At 60.4% G+C, this 21,123-nt stretch carries 18 protein-coding genes; 12 read left to right on the plus strand and 6 right to left on the minus strand.

Features of this window, described 5'->3' with window-relative positions; all coding sequences use genetic code 11:
• Positions 1 to 58: 58 nt before the first annotated feature.
• Positions 59 to 706, minus strand: coding sequence for a two-component system response regulator NarL (gene narL / locus LOY36_RS11965; RefSeq protein ID WP_028940874.1), 648 nt, complete (start codon positions 704 to 706; stop codon positions 59 to 61).
• Positions 703 to 2,505, minus strand: a complete 1,803-nt coding sequence (locus LOY36_RS11970; RefSeq protein WP_258673704.1) for a HAMP domain-containing protein — start codon at positions 2,503 to 2,505, stop codon at positions 703 to 705. The genes narL and LOY36_RS11970 overlap by 4 nt, the downstream gene beginning before the upstream one ends.
• Before the next feature lie 303 nt (positions 2,506 to 2,808).
• Between LOY36_RS11970 and LOY36_RS11975 the strand changes: the two genes are divergently transcribed.
• The 11 genes from LOY36_RS11975 (at position 2,809) to LOY36_RS12025 (ending at position 17,504) form a co-directional block, all read left to right on the plus strand.
• The gene (locus LOY36_RS11975) at positions 2,809 to 4,113 is read left to right on the plus strand and encodes a nitrate/nitrite transporter (protein ID WP_019649061.1); all 1,305 of its coding nucleotides are present in this window, start codon (positions 2,809 to 2,811) and stop codon (positions 4,111 to 4,113) included.
• Complete coding sequence (locus LOY36_RS11980) at positions 4,091 to 5,488, plus strand: NarK family nitrate/nitrite MFS transporter (protein ID WP_258673705.1); 1,398 nt, start codon at positions 4,091 to 4,093, stop codon at positions 5,486 to 5,488. The genes LOY36_RS11975 and LOY36_RS11980 overlap by 23 nt, the downstream gene beginning before the upstream one ends.
• 68 nt (positions 5,489 to 5,556) lie before the next feature.
• Entirely contained in the window at positions 5,557 to 9,330 is a 3,774-nt protein-coding gene (locus LOY36_RS11985; protein WP_019649059.1) for a nitrate reductase subunit alpha, read from the plus strand.
• A gap of 1 nt (position 9,331) precedes the next feature.
• A complete protein-coding gene (gene narH / locus LOY36_RS11990) occupies positions 9,332 to 10,870 on the plus strand; it encodes a nitrate reductase subunit beta (RefSeq protein ID WP_019649058.1) in 1,539 nt (512 codons plus the stop codon).
• Between the two features lie 2 nt (positions 10,871 to 10,872).
• Positions 10,873 to 11,628 carry a nitrate reductase molybdenum cofactor assembly chaperone gene (narJ, locus tag LOY36_RS11995; RefSeq protein ID WP_019649057.1) on the plus strand — a complete coding sequence of 252 codons (756 nt, stop codon included), beginning with the start codon at positions 10,873 to 10,875 and terminating at the stop codon, positions 11,626 to 11,628.
• A complete protein-coding gene (narI, locus tag LOY36_RS12000; protein ID WP_258673707.1) occupies positions 11,621 to 12,301 on the plus strand; it encodes a respiratory nitrate reductase subunit gamma in 681 nt (226 codons plus the stop codon). Before narJ ends, narI begins: the two co-directional genes overlap by 8 nt.
• A 10-nt stretch (positions 12,302 to 12,311) precedes the next feature.
• Positions 12,312 to 13,268 (plus strand): peptidylprolyl isomerase, encoded by a 957-nt coding sequence (locus LOY36_RS12005; RefSeq protein WP_258673708.1) that lies wholly within the window; start codon positions 12,312 to 12,314, stop codon positions 13,266 to 13,268.
• A gap of 25 nt (positions 13,269 to 13,293) precedes the next feature.
• Entirely contained in the window at positions 13,294 to 14,286 is a 993-nt protein-coding gene (gene moaA, locus LOY36_RS12010) for a GTP 3',8-cyclase MoaA (RefSeq protein WP_258673709.1), read from the plus strand.
• A 310-nt stretch (positions 14,287 to 14,596) separates the two neighbouring features.
• On the plus strand, positions 14,597 to 16,612 hold the full coding sequence (locus LOY36_RS12015; RefSeq protein WP_258673710.1) for a ribonucleoside triphosphate reductase: 2,016 nt from the start codon (positions 14,597 to 14,599) through the stop codon (positions 16,610 to 16,612).
• 32 nt (positions 16,613 to 16,644) lie between these two features.
• Complete coding sequence (gene nrdD, locus LOY36_RS12020) at positions 16,645 to 16,812, plus strand: anaerobic ribonucleoside-triphosphate reductase (protein ID WP_258673711.1); 168 nt, start codon at positions 16,645 to 16,647, stop codon at positions 16,810 to 16,812.
• A complete protein-coding gene (locus LOY36_RS12025) occupies positions 16,809 to 17,504 on the plus strand; it encodes an anaerobic ribonucleoside-triphosphate reductase activating protein (RefSeq protein WP_258673713.1) in 696 nt (231 codons plus the stop codon). The genes nrdD and LOY36_RS12025 overlap by 4 nt, the downstream gene beginning before the upstream one ends.
• 16 nt (positions 17,505 to 17,520) lie before the next feature.
• On the opposite strand, the gene LOY36_RS12030 is transcribed toward LOY36_RS12025, so the two are convergent.
• The 4 genes from LOY36_RS12030 to LOY36_RS12045 are packed head-to-tail and all read right to left on the minus strand — an operon-like array spanning position 17,521 to position 20,622.
• Positions 17,521 to 18,900 (minus strand): 4Fe-4S binding protein, encoded by a 1,380-nt coding sequence (locus tag LOY36_RS12030; RefSeq protein WP_258673718.1) that lies wholly within the window; start codon positions 18,898 to 18,900, stop codon positions 17,521 to 17,523.
• Positions 18,888 to 19,742, minus strand: a complete 855-nt coding sequence (locus LOY36_RS12035; protein WP_258673719.1) for an FTR1 family protein — start codon at positions 19,740 to 19,742, stop codon at positions 18,888 to 18,890. The genes LOY36_RS12030 and LOY36_RS12035 overlap by 13 nt, the downstream gene beginning before the upstream one ends.
• 22 nt (positions 19,743 to 19,764) lie before the next feature.
• Entirely contained in the window at positions 19,765 to 20,097 is a 333-nt protein-coding gene (locus LOY36_RS12040; RefSeq protein WP_258673720.1) for a cupredoxin domain-containing protein, read from the minus strand.
• Positions 20,098 to 20,622 carry an iron transporter gene (locus LOY36_RS12045; RefSeq protein WP_019649048.1) on the minus strand — a complete coding sequence of 175 codons (525 nt, stop codon included), beginning with the start codon at positions 20,620 to 20,622 and terminating at the stop codon, positions 20,098 to 20,100.
• A gap of 224 nt (positions 20,623 to 20,846) precedes the next feature.
• Between LOY36_RS12045 and LOY36_RS12050 the strand changes: the two genes are divergently transcribed.
• Complete coding sequence (locus LOY36_RS12050; protein WP_018927823.1) at positions 20,847 to 21,059, plus strand: DUF3079 domain-containing protein; 213 nt, start codon at positions 20,847 to 20,849, stop codon at positions 21,057 to 21,059.
• Positions 21,060 to 21,123 lie beyond the last annotated feature (64 nt).

Here is a 21,123-nt window from a genome sequence, read left to right on the forward strand (position 1 = left end):
AGAGCGCAGGCTCGATGACCTATGCCTCTGCAGGCCTACCTCCAAAGAGGAATGCCCGTCAGCCGGCGTTGCGCAGATGTTCCATGGCCCACACCGCCGCCTCTACTCGTGAGCGCAAGCCGAGTTTGTGCAACAGGTTTTTGACGTGAACCTTGACCGTGCCTTCGGTGATGCCCAGCTTGTGCCCGATGACCTTGTTGCTGAAGCCGCTGGCGATGGTTTTCAGCACCTGACGCTCACGCTCGGTCAGTTCCACCACGGCCTGACGCGCAGGAGCACGCAGTGCTTGCGCCATGACTTGGGTCAGTCCCGGGCTGATCACCAGCGCGCCGTTCAGGGCATCGCGGATGTACTGAATCAACAGTTCGGGCTCCATGTCCTTGAGCAGATAGCCGTCGGCATCCAGGCGCAGGGCATCGCGAATATCGTCTTCGGCGTCCGACACCGTAAACAGCAGGACTTTGCCGGTGTAGTGCATGGCTCGTAGTCGGCGCAGGGTTTCGATGCCATTCATTTGCGGCATGTTGTTGTCGAGCAAAACCAGATCCGGTTGAAGCGGCTCAATGAGACTGAGTGCTTCTTCACCCTGGCTGGCTTCGCCGACGATCAGGAAATCATCTTCGAGTTCGAGCATCTGGCGAATGCCGTGACGCATCATCGGGTGATCGTCTACCAGCAGGATTTTGTGTTGTGGGGACAGGGTCATGTGGCGCTACCTTCTGTTTGCTGCCCGAGAAACTCCGGGTGGAATTCCAGTTGGACACGGGTGCCTTGGGGCTCCCTGGAAAATATCTGCAGTTGGCCGCGCAAGCTGCGAGCCCGCTCATCCATGATATTCAGGCCGTGGTGCTCGCGTTGATCGACGTTGCCACTGAACCCACGCCCGTCGTCTTCGACCGACAACCTGACGGTCTCGCCATCCTGGCGCAGTTGCAGCCAGGCGTTTTGCGCATGGGCGTGGCGCAGGCAGTTGGAGAGCGCCTCGCGGGTGATCTGCAAAATGTGGATTTGTTCGCTGGCCGATAGCTGAAAGGCCAGCGTGTCGACGTGCAGGTGCACCTGGAACTCTCCGCGACGGGAAAACTCCTCGGCCGTGTCCTTGAGTTCCTGTACCAGTCCCGCGTCGTGAATCTGCAAGCGAAACGTGGTCAGCAACTCGCGCAACTGGCGGTAGGCATTGTTCAGTCCCTCGCGCAATTCGCTGGTGACGGTTTCCAGGGTCTGGACCGGTTCGCCGCGGCGCATCAGGGTCTGCATGCGGCTGACTTGCAGCTTCATGTAGGACAGGGCCTGGGCCAGTGAATCGTGCAGCTCGCGGGCGATGATCGTGCGTTCTTCGAGCAGTAGCAGGCGATGATCCTGTTCCCGTTGACGCTTGAGCGAGAGCGAGGTGCCGATCAGATTGGCCAGGGCCTGGATCAGTTGGGTTTCCCAGGCTTGCATGGGGTGCCCGTCGACAAAGTGCGCCTTGAGCTCCCCCAGTTCACTGCCCTGGTTGCTGATGCTGAAGATTTGCGGGTTGGTTTTAGGGTGTCTCTGGCACGTGGCGCAGTCGCTACTGGCGCAGACTTCCCGGATGTTTGCGCCATGCAGGGCGAGCAACTGCTGGGCCGGTGCCTGCATTTGTCCTTGCAGGCACAGCGACAGGCGCAAGCCGGGCAGGCGTTGCTGGAAGCGTCGAATCAACTCATCCAGGCCTTCGGCATTGGCCAGGCGTGTGGCCAGGCTTCGGCTGCTTTGATACAGAAGCTCCAGGGCCGCGTTGGCTTGTTGCAGGTTCAGGGTTTTTTGCTGGACCTGACTTTCCAGGGTGCGATGCGACTCCTCGATCGTCTCGGCCATGGTGTTGAAACTCATGGCCAACTGGCCCAGCTCATCCTCGGACTGATGGTTGACCCGCACCTTGAAGTCGCCGCGACGAAAGCGCTGGGTTGCATCCACCAACTCCTTCAAAGGGGTAACGACGCCGTACTGCAGTTCGTAGAGCCCGAGCAGCAGGACGATCATGGTGGTGAACAGGGCCAGGCCCTGGATCGCCTGTTGCCAGCCTTGCTTTTGTTCGCTTTGGCGCTGCAACAGATCGACGAACTGGTTCAGTTGCTCAACGAAGGACTGGGCCTGGGCCTGAAAGGCTGCCGCATCGCCGCGCTCCAGTGCCGGACGCAAATCCTCATTCCAGTGTTGCTGGATTTGCCCATAGCTGAGTTGCAATGCGGTGGGCGGGCCATCTTCCAGTACCGCTTTGAGAGAGTGGCTGTCCAAGCGGTTTTGCAGGCTGTCGATGATGGCGGTGATTTCTTCGTCGGCAACGCCAGCGGCGAGTTTCCAGCTCAGGTGATAGGTCTCCATGCGCACCGAGCCTGCGGTGTTGATGGCAGCGGCATCGCCCTGGCTGAACCAGGCGATCAGCCCGGCGCTCAATGAACTGGCGAGCGCCAGCACGGCGATCAGGATCACCGCCAGCCCGGCGCGAGCGGGCAGGGAGCTGCGCAACCAGCGGATCATCGGCGCAGGTCCGGGAAAACGATAAGAAAACAGAGCATGCACGTTCCAGCGTGGGGTTTTGCCGCCGTTCCTGGGCGAGCTACCTCTAAAGAGTTGTCGACAGTTCCTTGTCGGCAAAAGCGTGGGTTAAAACCCTTAACAAGCTGATAAATAAAGGTTTTTAATGTTTTCTTGCACTACCTCCTTGGAGGTAGGCGGGCTAAGCATAGGCTTAGGCCCTCATGGGCATCGTTGACCTGGGTCAAGTTTTTGCGGGGTTTGCCTCTCTAGTCTGCCGCCATGGCTAATTGACGGGAGAGCATTGTGAACCAACCGCGTGTACGACAAGGCTTGGTGCTGGGCATGAGCACGCTGGCCTTCACTGTGTGCTTCATGGTCTGGATGATGTTTGCCGTGCTCGGAGTGCCGATCAAGGAACTGCTCCAGCTCAACGAAACCCAATTCGGCCTGCTGGCCGCGACCCCAGTGCTGACCGGCTCGCTGGTGCGTTTGCCGCTGGGTTTGCTGACCGACCGCTTTGGCGGGCGCAGCGTGTTTTTCCTGCTGATGCTGACCTGCGTCACGCCGCTGTACTTGATCAGTCACGCCACCGCCTACTGGCAGTTCCTGGTACTGGGTTTGTTCGTCGGCCTGGCCGGTGGCTCGTTTTCCGTGGGGATTGCCTACGTCGCCAAATGGTTCGACAAGGAGAACCAGGGCTTCGCCATGGGCATCTTCGGTGCCGGTAACGCCGGGTCGGCGGTGACCAAGTTCCTGGCCCCGGCGCTGATCGCCGCCGGCAGCTGGCAGCTGGTGCCGAAAGTCTTCAGTGCGATCTTGTTTATCACTGCGCTGCTGTTCTGGTTCCTGACCTCAGAAAACAAGGGCCACCGCAGTGCCACTGGCGCCAGCTTGCGTGAGCAACTGCGCTCGCTGAAGGATCCTGCGGTGTGGCGCTATTGCCAGTACTACTCGATCGTCTTCGGCGGTTACGTCGCCCTGGCCCTGTGGATGACCAAGTACTACGTGCAGGAATACGGTTTCAGCTTGCAAAGCGCGGCGCTGCTGGCGGCCTGCTTCTCCCTGCCTGGCGGCGTACTGCGTGCCGTCGGCGGCTGGATGTCGGATCGCTGGGGTGCGCAAAGCGTGACCTGGTGGGTGTTGTGGGTCAGCTGGATCTGCCTGTTCCTGCTCTCGTATCCCCAGACCCAACTGCAAGTGCAGACCATCGATGGCCCGCTGGATTTCCACATTGGCCTGAGCCCAGCGTTGTTCACCGTGCTGCTGTTCGTCATGGGCATCGCCTTCGCATTCGGCAAGGCCTCGGTTTTCAAATACATCGCCAATGACTACCCGAAAAACATGGGCGCGGTGTCCGGCATCGTCGGCCTGGCGGGTGGCCTGGGCGGTTTTGTGCTGCCGATCCTGTTCGGCGCCCTGGTGGACCTCACCGGCGTGCGCTCTTCCTGCTTCATGTTGATGTACGGCGTGGTCTGGGTCTCCCTCACCTGGATGTACTTCAGCGAAATTCGCAAAAGCCCGGTGCTTGGTAAAGAGCCGCTGCTGATTCCGTCCCCGATTTCCAGCATTGCCCAAGGAGAAGAACATGTCCGTTCTGCAAACGCCTGACAAAGGCCCGGTCATTCATGACTGGCGCCCCGAGGACCCCGCGTTCTGGGGAAGTAGCGGCAAACAGACCGCCACTCGCAACTTGTGGATTTCCATTCCGGCGCTGTTGTTGGCCTTTGCGGTGTGGATGGTCTGGAGCACGGTGATTGTGCGGTTGAACGCCATCGGCTTCAGCTTCACCACTGACCAACTGTTCTGGCTGGCGGCGTTGCCGGGGCTGTCCGGTGCGACCTTGCGGGTCTTCTATTCCTTTATGGTGCCGATCTTCGGCGGCCGGCGCTGGACTGCCCTGAGCACCGCGTCGCTGCTGTTGCCATCGATCTGGATGGGCTTCGCCGTGCAGGACCCGAGCACCTCCTACAGCGTGTTCGTGTTGATTGCCTTGCTCTGCGGTTTCGGTGGCGGCAACTTCGCCTCGAGCATGTCCAACATCAGCTTCTTCTATCCCAAGTCCCAGCAGGGTACGGCCCTTGGCCTCAACGCCGGACTGGGCAACCTGGGCGTCTCGGTGATGCAGTTCTGTGTGCCGCTGGTGATTACCTTCGGTGTGTTCGGCTTCATGGGCGGCTCGTCGCAAGCGTTGCCGGACGGCGGTCAATTGTGGCTGCAGAACGCCGGCTTCATCTGGGTTCCATTTATCGTCCTGGTGACGGTGTTGGCCTGGTTCGGCATGAATGACTTGTCCAGCGCCCGGGCCTCGTTCAGCGAACAGGCAGTGATCTTCAAGCGCAAGCACAACTGGCTGATGTGCTGGTTGTATCTGGCGACTTTCGGTTCGTTCATCGGGTTTTCCGCCGCGTTTCCGCTGCTGATCAAAACCTCCTTTCCGGATGTCATCGCCTTGAAATTCGCCTTCCTTGGCCCATTGGTCGGTGCCTTGGTACGGCCATTGGGTGGCTGGCTGGCGGACAAGCTCGGTGGCGCGAAAGTGACCCTGTGGAACTTCGTGGCGATGATCGCGATGGTCTTCGGCGTGATGCACTTCTTGCCGCAGAACGGCGTGGGCGGCAGCTTCTACGGCTTCCTCGGCCTGTTCATGCTGCTGTTCATCACCACTGGCGTGGGCAACGGCTCCACCTTCCGGATGATCCCGGTGATCTTCCGCACGCAGCACGAAAAAGCCTCGGCCGGGAAATCGCCAGCCGTGCGCGAACAGGCGCTCAAGGATGCCGGCAAAGAGTCGGCCGCCGTCCTGGGTTTCAGTTCAGCCATGGGCGCCTTCGGTGCGTTCTTCATTCCCAAATCCTTCGGCACTTCGATGGCCCAGACCGGCGGCCCTGAGATGGCTTTCTACATGTTCGTCGGCTTTTACCTGAGCTGCATCGTCGTGACCTGGTGGTGGTACGCGCGCAAAGGCGCCGCAACCCCCTGCTAAGCCGACCCGAATCCAACCATTGCGTGGGCGGGGCACAGAACCCCGCAGCAAGCCTGAGAGGACACACCGTGAGTCATTTACTGGATCAACTGCGGTTTTTCAATCGCAAGCAAAACGAGTTTTCCGATGGTCATGGAGAGACTCGCAAAGAGTCTCGCGACTGGGAGAACGTCTACCGTTCGCGCTGGCAGTACGACAAGATCGTGCGTTCCACCCACGGGGTGAACTGCACCGGCTCCTGCTCGTGGAAAATCTACGTCAAGAACGGCCTGATCACCTGGGAAACCCAGCAGACCGACTACCCGCGTACCCGCAACGATCTGCCAAACCATGAGCCCCGTGGTTGCCCGCGTGGCGCCAGTTACAGCTGGTACATCTACAGCGCCAACCGCCTCAAGTATCCGAAAATCCGCAAGCCGTTGCTCAAGCTCTGGCGAGAGGCGCGGCAGACCATGGCGCCGGTGGAAGCCTGGGCCAGCATCGTCGAGAACAAGGCCAAGGCCGACTCCTATAAAAGCAAGCGCGGCATGGGGGGCTTCATTCGTTCGAGCTGGGATGAAGTCAACGAGATCATCGCCGCGTCCAACGTCTACACCATCAAGACGTACGGCCCCGACCGGGTCGTCGGCTTCTCGCCAATCCCTGCGATGTCGATGGTCAGCTACGCCGCCGGCGCGCGTTACCTGTCGCTGATCGGTGGCGCCTGCCTGAGCTTCTACGACTGGTACTGCGACTTGCCTCCAGCCTCGCCGATGGTGTGGGGCGAGCAGACCGACGTGCCGGAATCGGCCGACTGGTACAACTCCAACTACATCATTGCCTGGGGCTCCAACGTTCCGCAGACCCGTACCCCCGACGCGCACTTCTTCACCGAAGTTCGCTACAAGGGCACCAAGACCGTGGCGATCACTCCGGACTACTCGGAAGTCGCCAAGCTCACCGACCTGTGGCTCAACCCTAAACAGGGTACTGACGCGGCGCTGGCCCAGGCGTTCAACCATGTGATCTTCAAAGAGTTCCACCTGGACAAGCCGAGCGCTTATTTCACCGACTACGCCAAGCGCTTCACCGACTTGCCGGTGCTGGTACTGCTCAAGCAAATGGTCGACAAGGCACCGGGCGCCGGCTACCAGCCGGACCGTTTCTTGCGCGCCTCGGACCTTACCGACAACCTCGGCCAGGACAACAACCCTGAATGGAAAACCATCGCCCTGGATGCCAACGGCGAGCTGGTGTCGCCGCAGGGCTCCATCGGTTATCGCTGGGGTGAGAAGGGCAAGTGGAACATCCTGCCTCGCGAGGGCGGCGAAGGTCGTGAGATCGACCTGAAACTCAGCCTGATCGGTGAAGACGTCGCCGAAGTGGCGTTCCCGTACTTTGCCGGTGAATCGCAAGAGCACTTCCAGCACGTGGCCGGCGATGCCGTGCAATACCGCCGTGTGCCGGTGCACAGCGTGGTGCTGGCGGACGGCAGCGTGGCCAAGGTGGCTACCGTGTTCGACCTGTCGGCCGCCAACCTGGCGATCGACCGTGGCCTGGGTGGTGCCAACGTTGCCAAGGATTACAACGACGCAAGCGTACCCGGCACCCCGGCCTGGCAGGAGCAGATCACGGGCGTCAGCCGCGAGAAAGCGATTCAGATCGCCCGTGAGTTCGCCGATAACGCCGACAAGACCCGTGGCCGCTCGATGATCATCGTTGGCGCGGCGATGAACCACTGGTACCACATGGACATGAACTACCGCGGGCTGATCAACATGCTCATGCTCTGCGGGTGTGTCGGTCAGACCGGTGGTGGTTGGGCGCACTACGTCGGCCAGGAAAAACTCCGTCCGCAGTGCGGCTGGCTGCCGCTGGCGTTCGGCCTGGACTGGAACCGTCCGCCACGCCAGATGAACGGCACCAGCTTCTTCTACGCGCACAGCTCGCAATGGCGCCACGAAAAAATGAGCATGCACGATGTGCTCTCGCCATTGGCCGACAAGTCGCAATTCCCCGAACATGCGCTGGACTACAACATCCGCGCCGAACGCGCCGGCTGGTTGCCAAGCGCTCCGCAACTCAACACCAACCCGCTGAACATCTGCCGCGATGCTGCCGCCGCCGGCATGGACCCCAAAGACTACGTGGTCAAGTCGTGGCAGGACGGTTCGCTGCGTTTTGCCTGCGAACAGCCGGACAGCCCGGTGAACTTCCCGCGCAACATGTTCATCTGGCGTTCCAACCTGCTGGGCTCCTCGGGCAAGGGCCACGAGTACATGCTCAAGTATCTGCTCGGCACCAAGAACGGGGTGATGAACGAAGACATCGGCCAGGTCGGCGATTGCAAGCCCGAAGAAGCCGAATGGGTGGACGAGGGCGCGATCGGCAAGCTCGATCTGGTCACCACCCTGGACTTCCGCATGTCCTCGACCTGCGTCTATTCCGACATCGTGTTGCCGACCGCAACCTGGTACGAAAAAGACGACATGAACACCTCGGACATGCACCCGTTCATTCACCCGTTGTCGGCTGCGATCGACCCGGCGTGGGAATCGCGTTCCGACTGGGAGATCTACAAAGGCATCGCCAAGGCGTTTTCCGCCATGTCCGAAGGGCACCTGGGCGTCGAGAAGGACCTGGTGACCGTGCCGTTGATGCACGACAGCGTGGGCGAACTGGCCCAACCGTTTGGCGGCACCGACTGGAAAACCGCCGGCGTGGCCCCGGTGCCGGGCAAGAACGCGCCGAACCTGCAAGTGGTAGAGCGTGATTACACCAACATCTACAAGCAGTTCACTTCGCTGGGTCCATTGCTGGAGAAACACGGCAACGGCGGCAAGGGCATCAACTGGAACACCGACAAGGAAGTGAAATTCCTTGGCGAGCTCAACCATCACGAAACCGCTGCCGGTATCAGTCAGGGTCGGCCGAAAATCGACACGGCCATCGATGCCGCAGAAGTGATCCTGTCCCTGGCCCCGGAAACCAACGGCCATGTGGCGGTCAAGGCCTGGGCTGCGCTGTCGGAATTCACCGGCATCGACCACAGCCACCTGGCGTTGTCCAAGGCCCACGAGGCGATTCGTTTCCGCGACATTCAGGCGCAGCCGCGCAAGATCATTTCCAGCCCGACCTGGTCGGGGCTCGAGGACGAGCACGTCAGCTACAACGCCGGCTACACCAACGTCCATGAAGACATCCCATGGCGCACCATCACCGGTCGCCAGCAGTTCTACCAGGATCACCCGTGGATGCAGGCGTTCGGCGAGCAGTTCATGAACTACCGGCCACCGGTCAACACCCGGACCATCGCCGGGGTGAAAGGCAAGCGCAGCAATGGCGAGACTGAAATCGTCCTGAACTGGATCACCCCGCACCAGAAATGGGGTATCCACAGTACCTACACCGACAACCTGCTGATGCTGACCTTGAGCCGTGGCGGCCCGATTGTCTGGCTCTCGGAGAACGACGCCAAGAGCGCGAACATCGAGGACAACGACTGGGTCGAGTGCTTCAACGCCAACGGTGCATTGACCGCACGAGCGGTGGTCAGCCAGCGCGTCAAGGACGGCATGGTGATCATGTACCACGCCCAGGAACGGATCGTGAACGTGCCTGGTTCGGAAACTACCAAGACCCGTGGCGGCCACCACAACTCGGTGACCCGCGTGGTGCTCAAGCCGACCCACATGATCGGCGGCTATGCCCAGCAGGCCTACGGTTTCAACTACTACGGCACCGTCGGTTGCAACCGCGACGAGTTTGTCGTGGTGCGCAAAATGTCCAAAGTTGACTGGCTCGATGGCACAGACGGCGATGCCTTGCCGCGTCCACTGCCGACCGACATCGAGGAGAACTGAGATGAAGATTCGCTCACAAATCGGCATGGTCCTGAACCTGGACAAATGCATCGGCTGCCACACTTGCTCGATCACTTGCAAAAATGTCTGGACCAGCCGCGAAGGCATGGAATACGCCTGGTTCAACAACGTTGAAACCAAACCCGGAATCGGTTACCCGAAAGAATGGGAGAACCAGGACAAGTGGAAGGGCGGCTGGATCCGCAATGCCAATGGTTCGATCAACCCGCGTATCGGCGGCAAATTCCGCGTGTTGGCGAACATTTTCGCCAACCCGGACCTGCCGAGCCTGGACGACTACTACGAGCCATTCGACTTCGATTACCAGCACCTGCACACCGCACCGCTGGGCGAGCATCAACCGGTTGCGCGTCCGCGCTCGCTGATCTCCGGCAAGCGCATGGAGAAAATCGAGTGGGGCCCGAACTGGGAAGAAATCCTCGGCACCGAATTCGCCAAGCGTCGCAAGGACAAGAACTTCGACAAGATCCAGGCGGACATCTACGGCGAATACGAAAACACTTTCATGATGTACCTGCCGCGCCTGTGCGAGCACTGCCTCAACCCGGCGTGCGCGGCGTCGTGCCCGAGCGGCGCGATCTACAAGCGTGAAGAAGACGGCATCGTCCTGATCGATCAGGAGAAGTGCCGTGGCTGGCGGATGTGCATCAGCGGCTGCCCGTACAAGAAGATCTACTTCAACTGGAAAAGCGGCAAATCCGAGAAGTGCATTTTCTGCTACCCGCGGATCGAAGCCGGCATGCCGACCGTCTGCGCCGAAACCTGCGTCGGGCGCATCCGTTACCTCGGCGTGTTGTTGTATGACGCCGACCGCATCAGCGAAGTGGCGAGCACCGCCAATGAGCAGGACCTGTACGAAAAACAACTGGAGATCTTCCTCGATCCGAATGACCCGGCGGTGATTCGCCAGGCCCTGGCGGACGGCGTTCCGCAATCGGTGATCGACTCCGCCCAGCGTTCGCCGGTCTACAAAATGGCCGTGGACTGGAAACTCGCACTGCCGTTGCACCCGGAATACCGCACCTTGCCAATGGTCTGGTACGTACCGCCACTGTCGCCGATCCAGAACGCGGCCGAGGCGGGCACCGTCGGCATGAACGGGGTGATCCCTGATGTCGACAGCCTGCGCATTCCGTTGCGCTACCTGGCCAACCTGCTGACCGCCGGCGACGAAAAACCGGTCAAGCGTGCGCTTAAACGCTTGCTGGCGATGCGCGCCTACAAACGTTCCGAGCAAGTCGATGGCGTTCAGGACCTGCAAGTGCTCAAGGATGTCGGCTTGAACGTGACACAGGTCGAGGAGATGTATCGCTACCTGGCGATCGCCAACTACGAAGACCGCTTTGTGGTCCCGAGTGCCCACCGTGAAGACGCCATGAGCGACGCCTTTGCCGAACGTTCGGGTTGCGGCTTCAGCTTCGGCAGCGGCTGCAGCGGCAGCTCCGACACCAATATGTTCGGGGCGAAGAAAGCCAACCGCCGCGACGTTTTGAAAACCGTCCAGTTGTGGGAGGACTGAGCATGCAAATTCTCAAAGTGATTTCGCTGCTGCTCGACTACCCGACCCAAACCTTGATTGCCGGGCGCGACGAGCTGGAGCAGGCGATTATCCAGTCACGGGAAATCAGCCCTAAACAGCGCGGTGCGTTGTTCGAATTGCTGGAGCTGATCTGCGCCAATGACCTGATGGACGGGCAGGAGCACTACGGTGCGCTGTTCGGCCGGGGGCGCTCGCTGTCGCTGCTGCTGTTCGAGCATGTCCATGGCGAATCCCGCGACCGTGGCCAGGCCATGGTCGACATGATGGCGCAATACGAAGCCGCCGGTTTTGCCATCGGTGTCAAGGAGCTGCCGGACTATATCCCGCTGTACCTGGAGTTCCTGTCCACCCGCGAAGACCTCGAGGCCCGCGAGGGCCTGGCGGATGTTTCGCACTTGCTGGCCTTGCTCGCGGCGCGTCTGGAGGAACGTGAAAGCGCCTATGCCAGTTGCTTCCGGGCACTGCTGCAGATTGCCGGGGCCGAGCCCCATCAGGCCGTGGCCAATCTGCGTGAGCAGGTCGCCGCCGAGGTGCGCGACGACTCCCTCGAAGCCCTCGACAAGATCTGGGAAGAGGAGGCCGTGGACTTCCTCAAGGCCGAACAACAGGAGCGCTGCGGCTCACTGCCAAGCGCACCGGGCAAGGCCCGGGAAGAAAGCGCGGTGCCGTTGCACTGGGTGGATTTTCAGCATGAAGGGCCGGCCGCCGTGCCGGCCCAGGAGGTGGGTAATGTCTAAATGGAACCTGTTGTTGTTCGGGATCTATCCCTATGTGGCCCTGATGATTTGCCTGATTGGCAGTTGGGCACGTTTTGACCTGTCGCAGTACACCTGGAAGGCTGGCTCCAGCCAGATGCTCAACCAGAGCGGCATGCGCGTGGCGAGCAACTTGTTTCACATCGGTGTGCTGTTCGTGCTGGCCGGGCATTTTGTCGGCCTGCTGACCCCAGCGTCGGTTTATCACCATGTGATCAGCACTGAGAACAAGCAGTTGCTGGCGATGGTGTCCGGTGGGTTCTTCGGCCTGTTGTGCCTGATCGGCCTGCTGATGCTGGTCAAGCGGCGGCTGACCGATCCTCGGGTACGTGCCACTTCCAGCCCTTCGGATATCCTGATTCTGCTGGTGCTGCTGGCGCAGTTGCTGCTGGGCCTGCTGACGATCGTCGCGTCCACCGGCCACATGGACGGTTCGGTGATGGTGATGCTCGCCAACTGGGCGCAGAACACCGTGCTGTTGCAGCCGATGGAAGCGGCGGCGTCCATTGCACCGGTCGGGCTGACCTACAAGCTGCACGTGTTTCTCGGTCTGACCCTGTTCGTGCTGTTCCCCTTCACCCGTCTCGTGCACATCGTCAGTGCACCGGTCTGGTACCTGGGACGCCGTTATCAAATCGTTCGGCAGAAAATCTGAGGAGGCAATCATGTCAGGTGGATGTGGATGTGGTGGTGGTAACGGTGGCAGCGGTGGCTGCGGCTCTTCGAAACAAGCAGAGGCTGCGGTGCCGGACGTTGTCGACATCGCGCAGTTCGAAGCACTGCCGGTCGAGCCGGCGGTTGCCGAGGAGGCCCCGGCGCAGTTGATCGCCAGCAGCGAGCAGGAGTGGCCGATCATCAGCGTCAACCAGGTGTCGATCACCCCGGAAGCAATGGCCCAGGAGCTGCAATATCATCCGGCCGAGAGCCGCGAGGAAGCGGTATTCCTGGCGGCCCGGGCGCTGGTGATTCGCGAGTTGTTGCAGCAGCGTATTGCCGAGCTCGGCCTGTCGCTGGAGATTGGCCCTGGCGAGAACGCAGAAGAAGCGGCCACGCGCTTGTTGCTTGAGCGCGAGGTAAACGTGCCGCAGTGCGACGAGCAAACCAGTCTGCGCTACTACGAAAACAATCGCGGGCGCTTCCACAGTGCACCGTTATTGGCGGTGCGGCACATCCTGCTCGAATGCGCACCGGACGACGCCGAGGCCCGTGCGCTGGCGCATGTCCAGGCCGAAATCCTGTTGCAGCGGCTGGCGGATTTTCCCGGCAGTTTCGCCGAGCTGGCGGTGAAATATTCGGCCTGCCCGTCGAAGGCTCAAGGCGGTTCTCTGGGGCAGATCAGCAAGGGCCAGACCGTGCCCGAACTGGAACGTCAGCTGTTCACTCTGGCGCCGGGCCTGGCCAGCAAACCGCTGGAAAGTCGCTACGGCTGGCATGTGGTCAGTGTCGATCAGCGGATCGAAGGCATGCCGTTGCCCTATGAAGTGGTGTCGACGGCGATCCGCACGCAGTTGCAGCAAGGCGTCTGGCAAAAAGCGCTGGTGCAGTACCTGCAAACCCTGATCGGAGCGGCGGATATTCGTGGCATCCACTTGCAGGGCGCCGACTCACCGCTGGTGCAGTGAGCATCGAGACAAACCGGGAGATGTGATGAACGCTGTGATGCAGGATGGTTTTGGACGGCAGATCGATTATCTGCGGATGTCGGTGACGGACCGTTGTGATTTTCGTTGTGTGTATTGCATGGCGAAAAACATGACCTTCCTGCCGCGTCAGCAGGTCCTGACGCTGGAGGAATTGCAGCGCCTGGCAACGTTGTTCGTCGGGTTGGGCGTCCGCAAAATCCGCCTCACCGGCGGTGAGCCGCTGATTCGTCCGGGCATTGTCGAACTGTGCCGCAACATCGCCGCATTGCCCGGTTTGCGCGAGCTGGTGATGACCAGCAACGGCTCGCAGCTGGGCCGTCTGGCCCGGCCATTGGCGGAGGCTGGGGTCAAGCGGATGAACATCAGCCTCGATAGCCTCGACGGGCAGAAGTTTCGCGCGATCACCCGCAACGGCGATCTCGATCAGGTGCTGGGTGGCATTGAAGCGGCGCGGGACGCGGGGTTTGAGCGGATCAAGCTCAACTGCGTGGTGATGAAGGGGCGCAACTTCGATGAAGTCCCGGCGTTGGTGCAGTACGCCATCGATCAGCGCATCGACATCAGTTTTATTGAGGAAATGCCCTTGGGTGATGTCGGGCGTTCCCGGGGCGAATCGTTTTGTTCCAGCGATGAGGTCCGGGCGCTGATCGCCAGTGGTCACCGGTTGCTCGACAGCACTGAAAACAGCGGCGGACCGGCGCGCTACGTGCGCCTGGAGCGCCATCCCCATACCCGGATCGGTTTCATTTCACCCAACAGCCATAACTTTTGCGGCACCTGCAACCGGGTGCGGATGACCGTTGAAGGGAAGCTGTTGCTCTGTCTTGGCCAGGAAGACGCGCTGGACTTGCGCGGATTGCTGCGGCGTTATCCGCTGGACGACCAGCCGCTGATCAATGCGGTGCAAAAGGCCTTGCGCGGCAAGCCATTGCGCCACGACTTCAATCCCGAAGGGGAGGTGCAGATTGTGCGGTTCATGAACATGAGTGGCGGTTGAGCAGGTCTGTAAAACACAACACTGTGGCGAGGGAGCTTGCTCCCGCTGGGTTGCGAAGCAACCCTAAATGAGGCACCACGATTATTCAGACAAATCGAGCTTGCAGGATTGCGACTGCTTCGCGGCCGAGCGGGAGCAAGCTCCCTCGCCACAGTGTTCACACCGATTTTTCCTTCACCGCCTTCGGGCGGTTTTTTTCACCGGCAAATCTTGATATCGATCAATTGCAGATCAGCAATTTGTCCGTAGTCTTCACTGCATGTTGTGTTTGTTTGTGTATGAACATCTATATGTAGTATCTGGAGGCCAAATGCAGAGCACACTGATCTCAGTAGGATGTAACCGCTTGCACAAACGCGATGGCAGTCTGGTCGCCTTCGATGCGGACAAGATCCGCCAGGCGTTGATCGCCGCCGGCAAGGCGACAGGGGAGTACACCGAGGTTGAGGCCGAGGGGTTGCTTCAGGCCGTGCTGGCCCGGCTGGAAGGGCTGCCAAGACTTCACGTCGAGCAGATCCAGGATCGGGTCGAACGGGTATTGATGGACGCCGGTTTCTTCTTCGCCATGCGCGCCTACATCGTCTACCGCGAACAGCACGGGCGTTTGCGTCGTGACCGCCGGACCATGGTCGAGGTGGCGACTTCTATGAATGAGTACCTGGACCGTGAAGACTGGCGGGTCCAGGCCAACGCCAATCAGGGTTACTCCCTGGGCGGGCTGGTGTTGAACGTGTCGGGTAAGGTCACCGCCAACTACTGGCTGGACGAGGTGTACAGCGAGGCCATCGGCCAGGCCCACCGCGAGGCGGATTTGCATGTGCACGACCTCGACATGCTCGCCGGTTACTGTGCCGGTTGGTCGCTGCGCACTCTGTTGCACGAGGGGCTCAACGGTGTGCCGGGGCGTGTCGAAGCGGGTCCGCCAAAGCACTTGAGCAGTGCCCTGGGGCAAATGGTGAATTTCCTCGGCACCCTGCAAAACGAATGGGCCGGCGCCCAGGCGTTCAGCTCGTTCGACACCTACCTGGCGCCTTACGTGCGCAAGGACCAGCTGAGTTATCAGGAGGTGCGCCAGGCGATTCAAGAGTTCATCTACAACCTCAATGTGCCGTCACGCTGGGGCACCCAGACGCCGTTCACCAACCTGACCTTCGACTGGGTTTGCCCGCAGGATTTGCGTGAGCAGATACCCGTCATCGGGGGTGAGGAGATGCCGTTTGCCTATGGTGACCTGCAAGTCGAAATGGACCTGCTCAACCGCGCGTACATCGAGGTGATGCAGGCTGGCGACGCGAAAGGGCGAGTGTTCACCTTTCCGATCCCGACCTACAACATCACCCATGACTTTCCATGGGACAGTGAAAACGCCGACCGTCTGTTCGAGATGACGGCGCGGTACGGTTTGCCGTACTTCCAGAACTTCCTCAATTCGGACATGCAGCCCAATCAGGTGCGTTCGATGTGCTGCCGGTTGCAGCTCGATGTGCGCGAGTTGCTCAAACGCGGCGGTGGCTTGTTTGGCTCGGCGGAACAGACCGGATCGCTCGGCGTGGTAACCATCAACTGCGCACGCCTGGGCTATGTGTTCAAGGGCAACACCAGTGGCTTGTTGCGACGCCTGGACACGTTGATGGAGCTGGCGATGGAGAGCCTGGAGGTCAAGCGCAAGGTCATTGCGCACCACATGGATGCCGGTTTGTACCCTTACACCAAGCGCTACCTGGGCACCTTGCGTAACCATTTTTCCACCATCGGCCTCAACGGCCTGCATGAAATGCTGCGCAATTTCACTGGCGACGAGGAGGGCATGCACACCGAACATGGCCGGCAGTTTGCCCTGAATCTGCTGGACCATGTGCGCGCCACCTTGCTGCGTTTCCAGGAAGAAACCGGTCATCTCTACAACCTGGAAGCGACACCGGCAGAAGGCACCACCTACCGCTTCGCCAAGGAAGACCTCAAGCGCTATCCGGACATTCTCCAGGCGGGCAGTGCGCAGGCGCCGTATTACACCAACTCCTCGCAACTGCCCGTGGGCTACACCGAAGACCCCTTCGAGGCCTTGGAACTTCAAGACGAACTGCAATGCAAATACACCGGCGGCACGGTCTTGCACCTGTACATGGCCGAGCGGATTTCCTCGACCCAGGCCTGCAAGCAACTGGTGCGCAAGGCCCTTGGACGTTTCCGCCTGCCGTACCTGACCGTGACCCCGACTTTCTCCATCTGCCCGGTGCACGGCTACCTCGATGGCGAGCATGAGTTCTGCCCCAAATGCGACGAAGTTCTGCTGCTGCAAGAGCAGAAAACCGGCGCTGTTCATTGATCTCGATCCACTCAACTGCAAGGAGCTTCACCATGACTGCATCGCAACCACTGCCCCAGGCTCAACGTCAACGCTGCGAAATCTGGACCCGCGTGATGGGCTATCACCGTCCTGTGTCAGCATTCAATCCGGGTAAACAGTCGGAGCACCGCGAGCGGGTGCACTTCACTGAAAGCGCGGCACTGGCCGGGCGCCAATGAGTCGAATGCTTCGGGTCGGGGGCATGGTGCCCCTGACCACTATCGACTATCCGGGACAGCTCGCCTGCGTGCTGTTTTGCCAGGGTTGCGCCTGGCGTTGTCGTTACTGTCATAACCCGCAGCTGATTCCGCCTCGCGGCAGTGAGGAAGTGGATTGGCGGCGGGTGTTGGCGTTTCTGCAACGTCGTCAGGACCTGCTCGATGCCGTGGTGTTCAGCGGCGGTGAGCCGACCTTGCAAGACGGCTTGCTCGGCGCCATGGATGAAGTGCGGGACATGGGATTTCGCATCGGCTTGCACAGCGCCGGCATCAAGCCTGCCGCCTTCGCCAAGGCACTCACGGGCGCGGATTGGGTCGGTTTCGACGTCAAGGCGTTGCCCGAAGATTGCCTGGCCATTACCCGGGTCGAGGGCAGTGGAACGGCTAACTGGCGCAGCCTTGAGCATCTGCTGGCCAGTGGTGTGGACTACGAATGTCGCACCACCGTGCATTGGCATCTGTTCGAGCCGGCGCGTCTGCTGATCCTGGCAAAACGCTTGAGTGCGCTCGGCGTCAAACGCTTCGCCGTGCAACTGGTCCGCACCGAGCGGATGTTCGATCCGCTACTGCCAAGCATTTCGGCGCAAGCCTTGTCGCCAGAGTTGTGGGAGGCCATGCGCGAGTTGTTCCCAGCCTTCGTGCTGCGGGGGTAACGGGGGCTGGGGAAACTCAAGCCCAGCCCCAGAACTGCAACCACCAGCCAAACCCGATCAGGCCGTTGGCGAGGAACAGGCAAACGCCACCCGACACGCGCCGAGCCAGGGGAATACCTTCGTGTTTCAGCCGTTTCCAACCCAGTAGCAGGCTCCACCCGATGGCGGCCAATAGCAGACAGGCCCTGGCGGGCTGTACCCACTCCAGCAGCAGACCTTCATAACGCAGTAATTTGACGGTGGTGGCCGACAGCCCGAGAAACAGTCCGGCACCACCCAAAGGCGTGAGTGTCAGCGCCAGAGGCCAATACAGGGCGCGATCTCGCGCCAGTCGAGCCGTCAGTCGCAGGAGCAGCATCAACGCTGTGCCGAGCATGATCGAACTCAAACTCAAGTAAGCGACAATGCTGAAGCCGTCGAGCCAACTGAAGCTGTCGTTGAGTTGCGGGTAATGGGTGAGCAGCCACCAGGGGGCGTTGTCCTGCAATGCCCAGAGCTGGTCGCGTTCGACCAGCCACTGGGCCAGGTGTTGTTTGAGGGCGACAAACCATGGGCTGACCGTCCACTGAAACGCGCCCATGGCCAAGCCGATCACGCCGAACAGCAGCAAGCGTGTATCCCAAGGAGACAACGTCTGCGCGGTTGCGTGAAGAATCTCCTGATTGCTGGAGCGGGCGATCAGCTGCACGGCGCCGCGTTGCCCGCTGCAGCGTCCGCAGGCGTGGCAATCACTGGCGCCTTGCAGGCGGCGGATATCGAGCAGGGGAGCGCAGTTGGGTGGTGGCAGGCGTGGTGCGGCATTCTCTATCCAGCGTTGCTCATCGACCTGAAAGTGCACGGGGGCCAGCCTTGCGAGCAGGGCGAAAACTCCGCTGACCGGGCACAGGTAACGGCACCAGACCCGCTTGCCCCGGGCGAACAACAACCCGATGATGACCGCTGCGACGGTCGAACCACCCAGAATCAACAGTGCGGCCTGGGCGTAGTCATAGACGCTGATCAATTGGCCGTAGAGGGTCGTCAGGCAGAACGCCAATGTGGGCCAGCCGCCCCAACGCAACCAACGCGGCACACCCAGGCCTTTGCCGTAATGGCTGGCCCATTCGCTGAGCGAACCTTCCGGGCACAGAACGCCACACCAGAGTCGACCGAAGAGCACCATCGACAGCAACACGAACGGCCACCAGATCCCCCAGAATAAAAACTGCGCGAGCAAGGTCAGGTTGTCGAGTATCCGTGCCTGGCTGTCCGGCAGCGGCAACAGCGCCGGGGTCACCAACAGCACCGCGTAAAACAGTACGACAGCCCACTGCAGCGCACGGATGACGGACGCATGGCGCCGCATCCCGTCACCCAGGCGCTGGAGCCATCGATTACGCCGGCTCAGGTCAGGCATGGGACTTTCTCCGCAGTCCGTTGGCGTAGCCAGGCGCTGACGGCCAGCCAGTAACCGACCCATACCAGTAAGGTCATGCCGCTGGGCGTTGCGCGATAACCGGCAAAGCCGGCCAAAAAGCCACCCAATCCATGGCTGTCGCTCAGCCACGCGCTGCTGTCCCAAAGCGATTCGCCTACGAGGCTGTAAACCACGTCCGGCACATCCAGGGCGAGCAGTTGGCCGCCGATTCGCTCGGTGCCGCTGATCAGCAACCCTGCGCCGAGCATGAGCAAGATGACTTCACTGATGGCAAAGAATCGTTGCCATGAAATGAAGCGGCGACTGCTGTGCAGCAACGTAACGGTCAGCGCGGACAGCACCAGCCCCAACACGCCGCCGACGGCAAACAAACCGAGCTGCGGACCTCGTAACCGGGCGCCGGCGCCATAGAGAAATACCACCGTTTCGCTGCCTTCGCGGCTGATCGCGAGCATGGCCAGCAGTAATAGACCTGCGCCTCCTTGTCGAGCCAGGTGGCTATCGGCGTGCCGTCGCAAATCGTGGTTGAGGGTGCGCCCGTGACGGTGCATCCAGCCGACCATTTGCACCATTAACAGGCTGGCAACCAGCGCGAGTGCGGCCTGGAACCATTCACTGGCCGACCCGCTCATGGCCTCACCGGCAAACAGAATCAACACCGCCAGCAGGCCCGAGAGCATCAACCCCAGCACCACACCCGCCCACAGGTATTTGACCAAGCGATGACGTTGGCCTTGTTGGCTGGCCCAGGCCTGGAGAATGCCGATCACCAGCAACGCCTCGACACTTTCGCGCCAGACGATGAACATTGATTGATTCATGGAAGCTCCGTGCGCTAACAGGTTATTTCGCGAGGATGCCGCCCTCGGGCAACTGCGGATTGAACTCGTCGAAAAAGGGATAGTGGCCGGGCCTGAGCGGGTGAATGACGACGAAGGTTGTCACGCCCGGCGACAGTACTTTTTCAACCCGCAATGGCGTGCTCTCGAACTCGGCCGGACCTTGGCCGACGTTTTTCAGCACGATTTTGAAGCGCTGTCCGGCCGGGACTTCAAGCAAGGCAGGGGAGAAGTGGCCATCGCGCAGGGTCAGCTCGTAGCTCGGCAACTCGGCATGCGCCGTCAACGGCGCAACTGTTCCGGCCACGATCAGCCAGGCAAGATGCAGGCGCTTCATTCAATAGCCGCCTTTTTTACCGATGCCGGCGTAGATGAACTCGTAGTGCAGTTCGCAGCGTTCGAACCAGGGCGCCACACCGGTTTCCTTATCGGTATGACGCCCGAGGGAGCCGTGACCGGTGGGTGGTAGCACGGTGAACGTCAGCCGATATTTTCCCGGCCCCAGCAGCTTCACATTGTCGCCATAGTGCGGACCGTCATTGGCGACCATGGCATGGAAGTCGCCCTTGATTTCGTCCGGGTTACCCGCTCTGCTCAAGTTGAACGAGACATTGAGGTAAGGCACGAAACTGCCTTCCTGAAAGCCCTGTCGATTGTCCGCCGTAGCCCGAATGTCGGCTTCCAGGTGAATATCAGAATCGACAGTAGCGCGCATCATGCCAGCCGGGGCCATCTCGATCGGTTGCAGATACACCGCCCCGACTTCCAGCCCCTGACACAACTGTGGTTCCCCGATCGGGTATTCCTTTGCGTGAGCCAGCGGTACGAGCAAGAGCAGGGCGAGTGAGAGGTGGGTACGCATAATGTCTTCCTGAGCACTGACGAGTAGGAACCCGAGTCTAGGAAGCTTTGCTGCGAACAATAATGATTGTTATCAAGTTTTGATCAATTAAACCGTTAGAAGCTTAGCTCCAGGATCGCGATAGGGAGGGCAGTCGCTCGATGTCGATTCTTGATATCCATCAAGGATGGTTTTGCACAAAGGCTGTAGGTTGGAAGGACATCTCTCAATGATCGGAGATCGAAATGGCCAAGAACTTCCCCGTCAACCCCAAGCACCCCGAACGGATCTGTTGGGGATGCGACCGGTATTGTCCGGCCAAGTCCCTGGCATGCGGCAATGGCTCCGACCGTACGATGCATCCGGCCGAGATGTTCGGAGAAGATTGGTATTTGTCTGGAGACTGGGGCATCGAGCCCCTCATCGTCACGGACAAGACAGCGGATGATGGCGTCTAGTGCATGCCAAAGCTCGCAGATTAAAAAATCAGGGAAATATCTGGATGCCTCTCCGGATATTTCC

Source organism: Pseudomonas sp. B21-019, assembly GCF_024749225.1.
In the GTDB taxonomy this organism is placed as follows: Bacteria; Pseudomonadota; Gammaproteobacteria; order Pseudomonadales; family Pseudomonadaceae; genus Aquipseudomonas.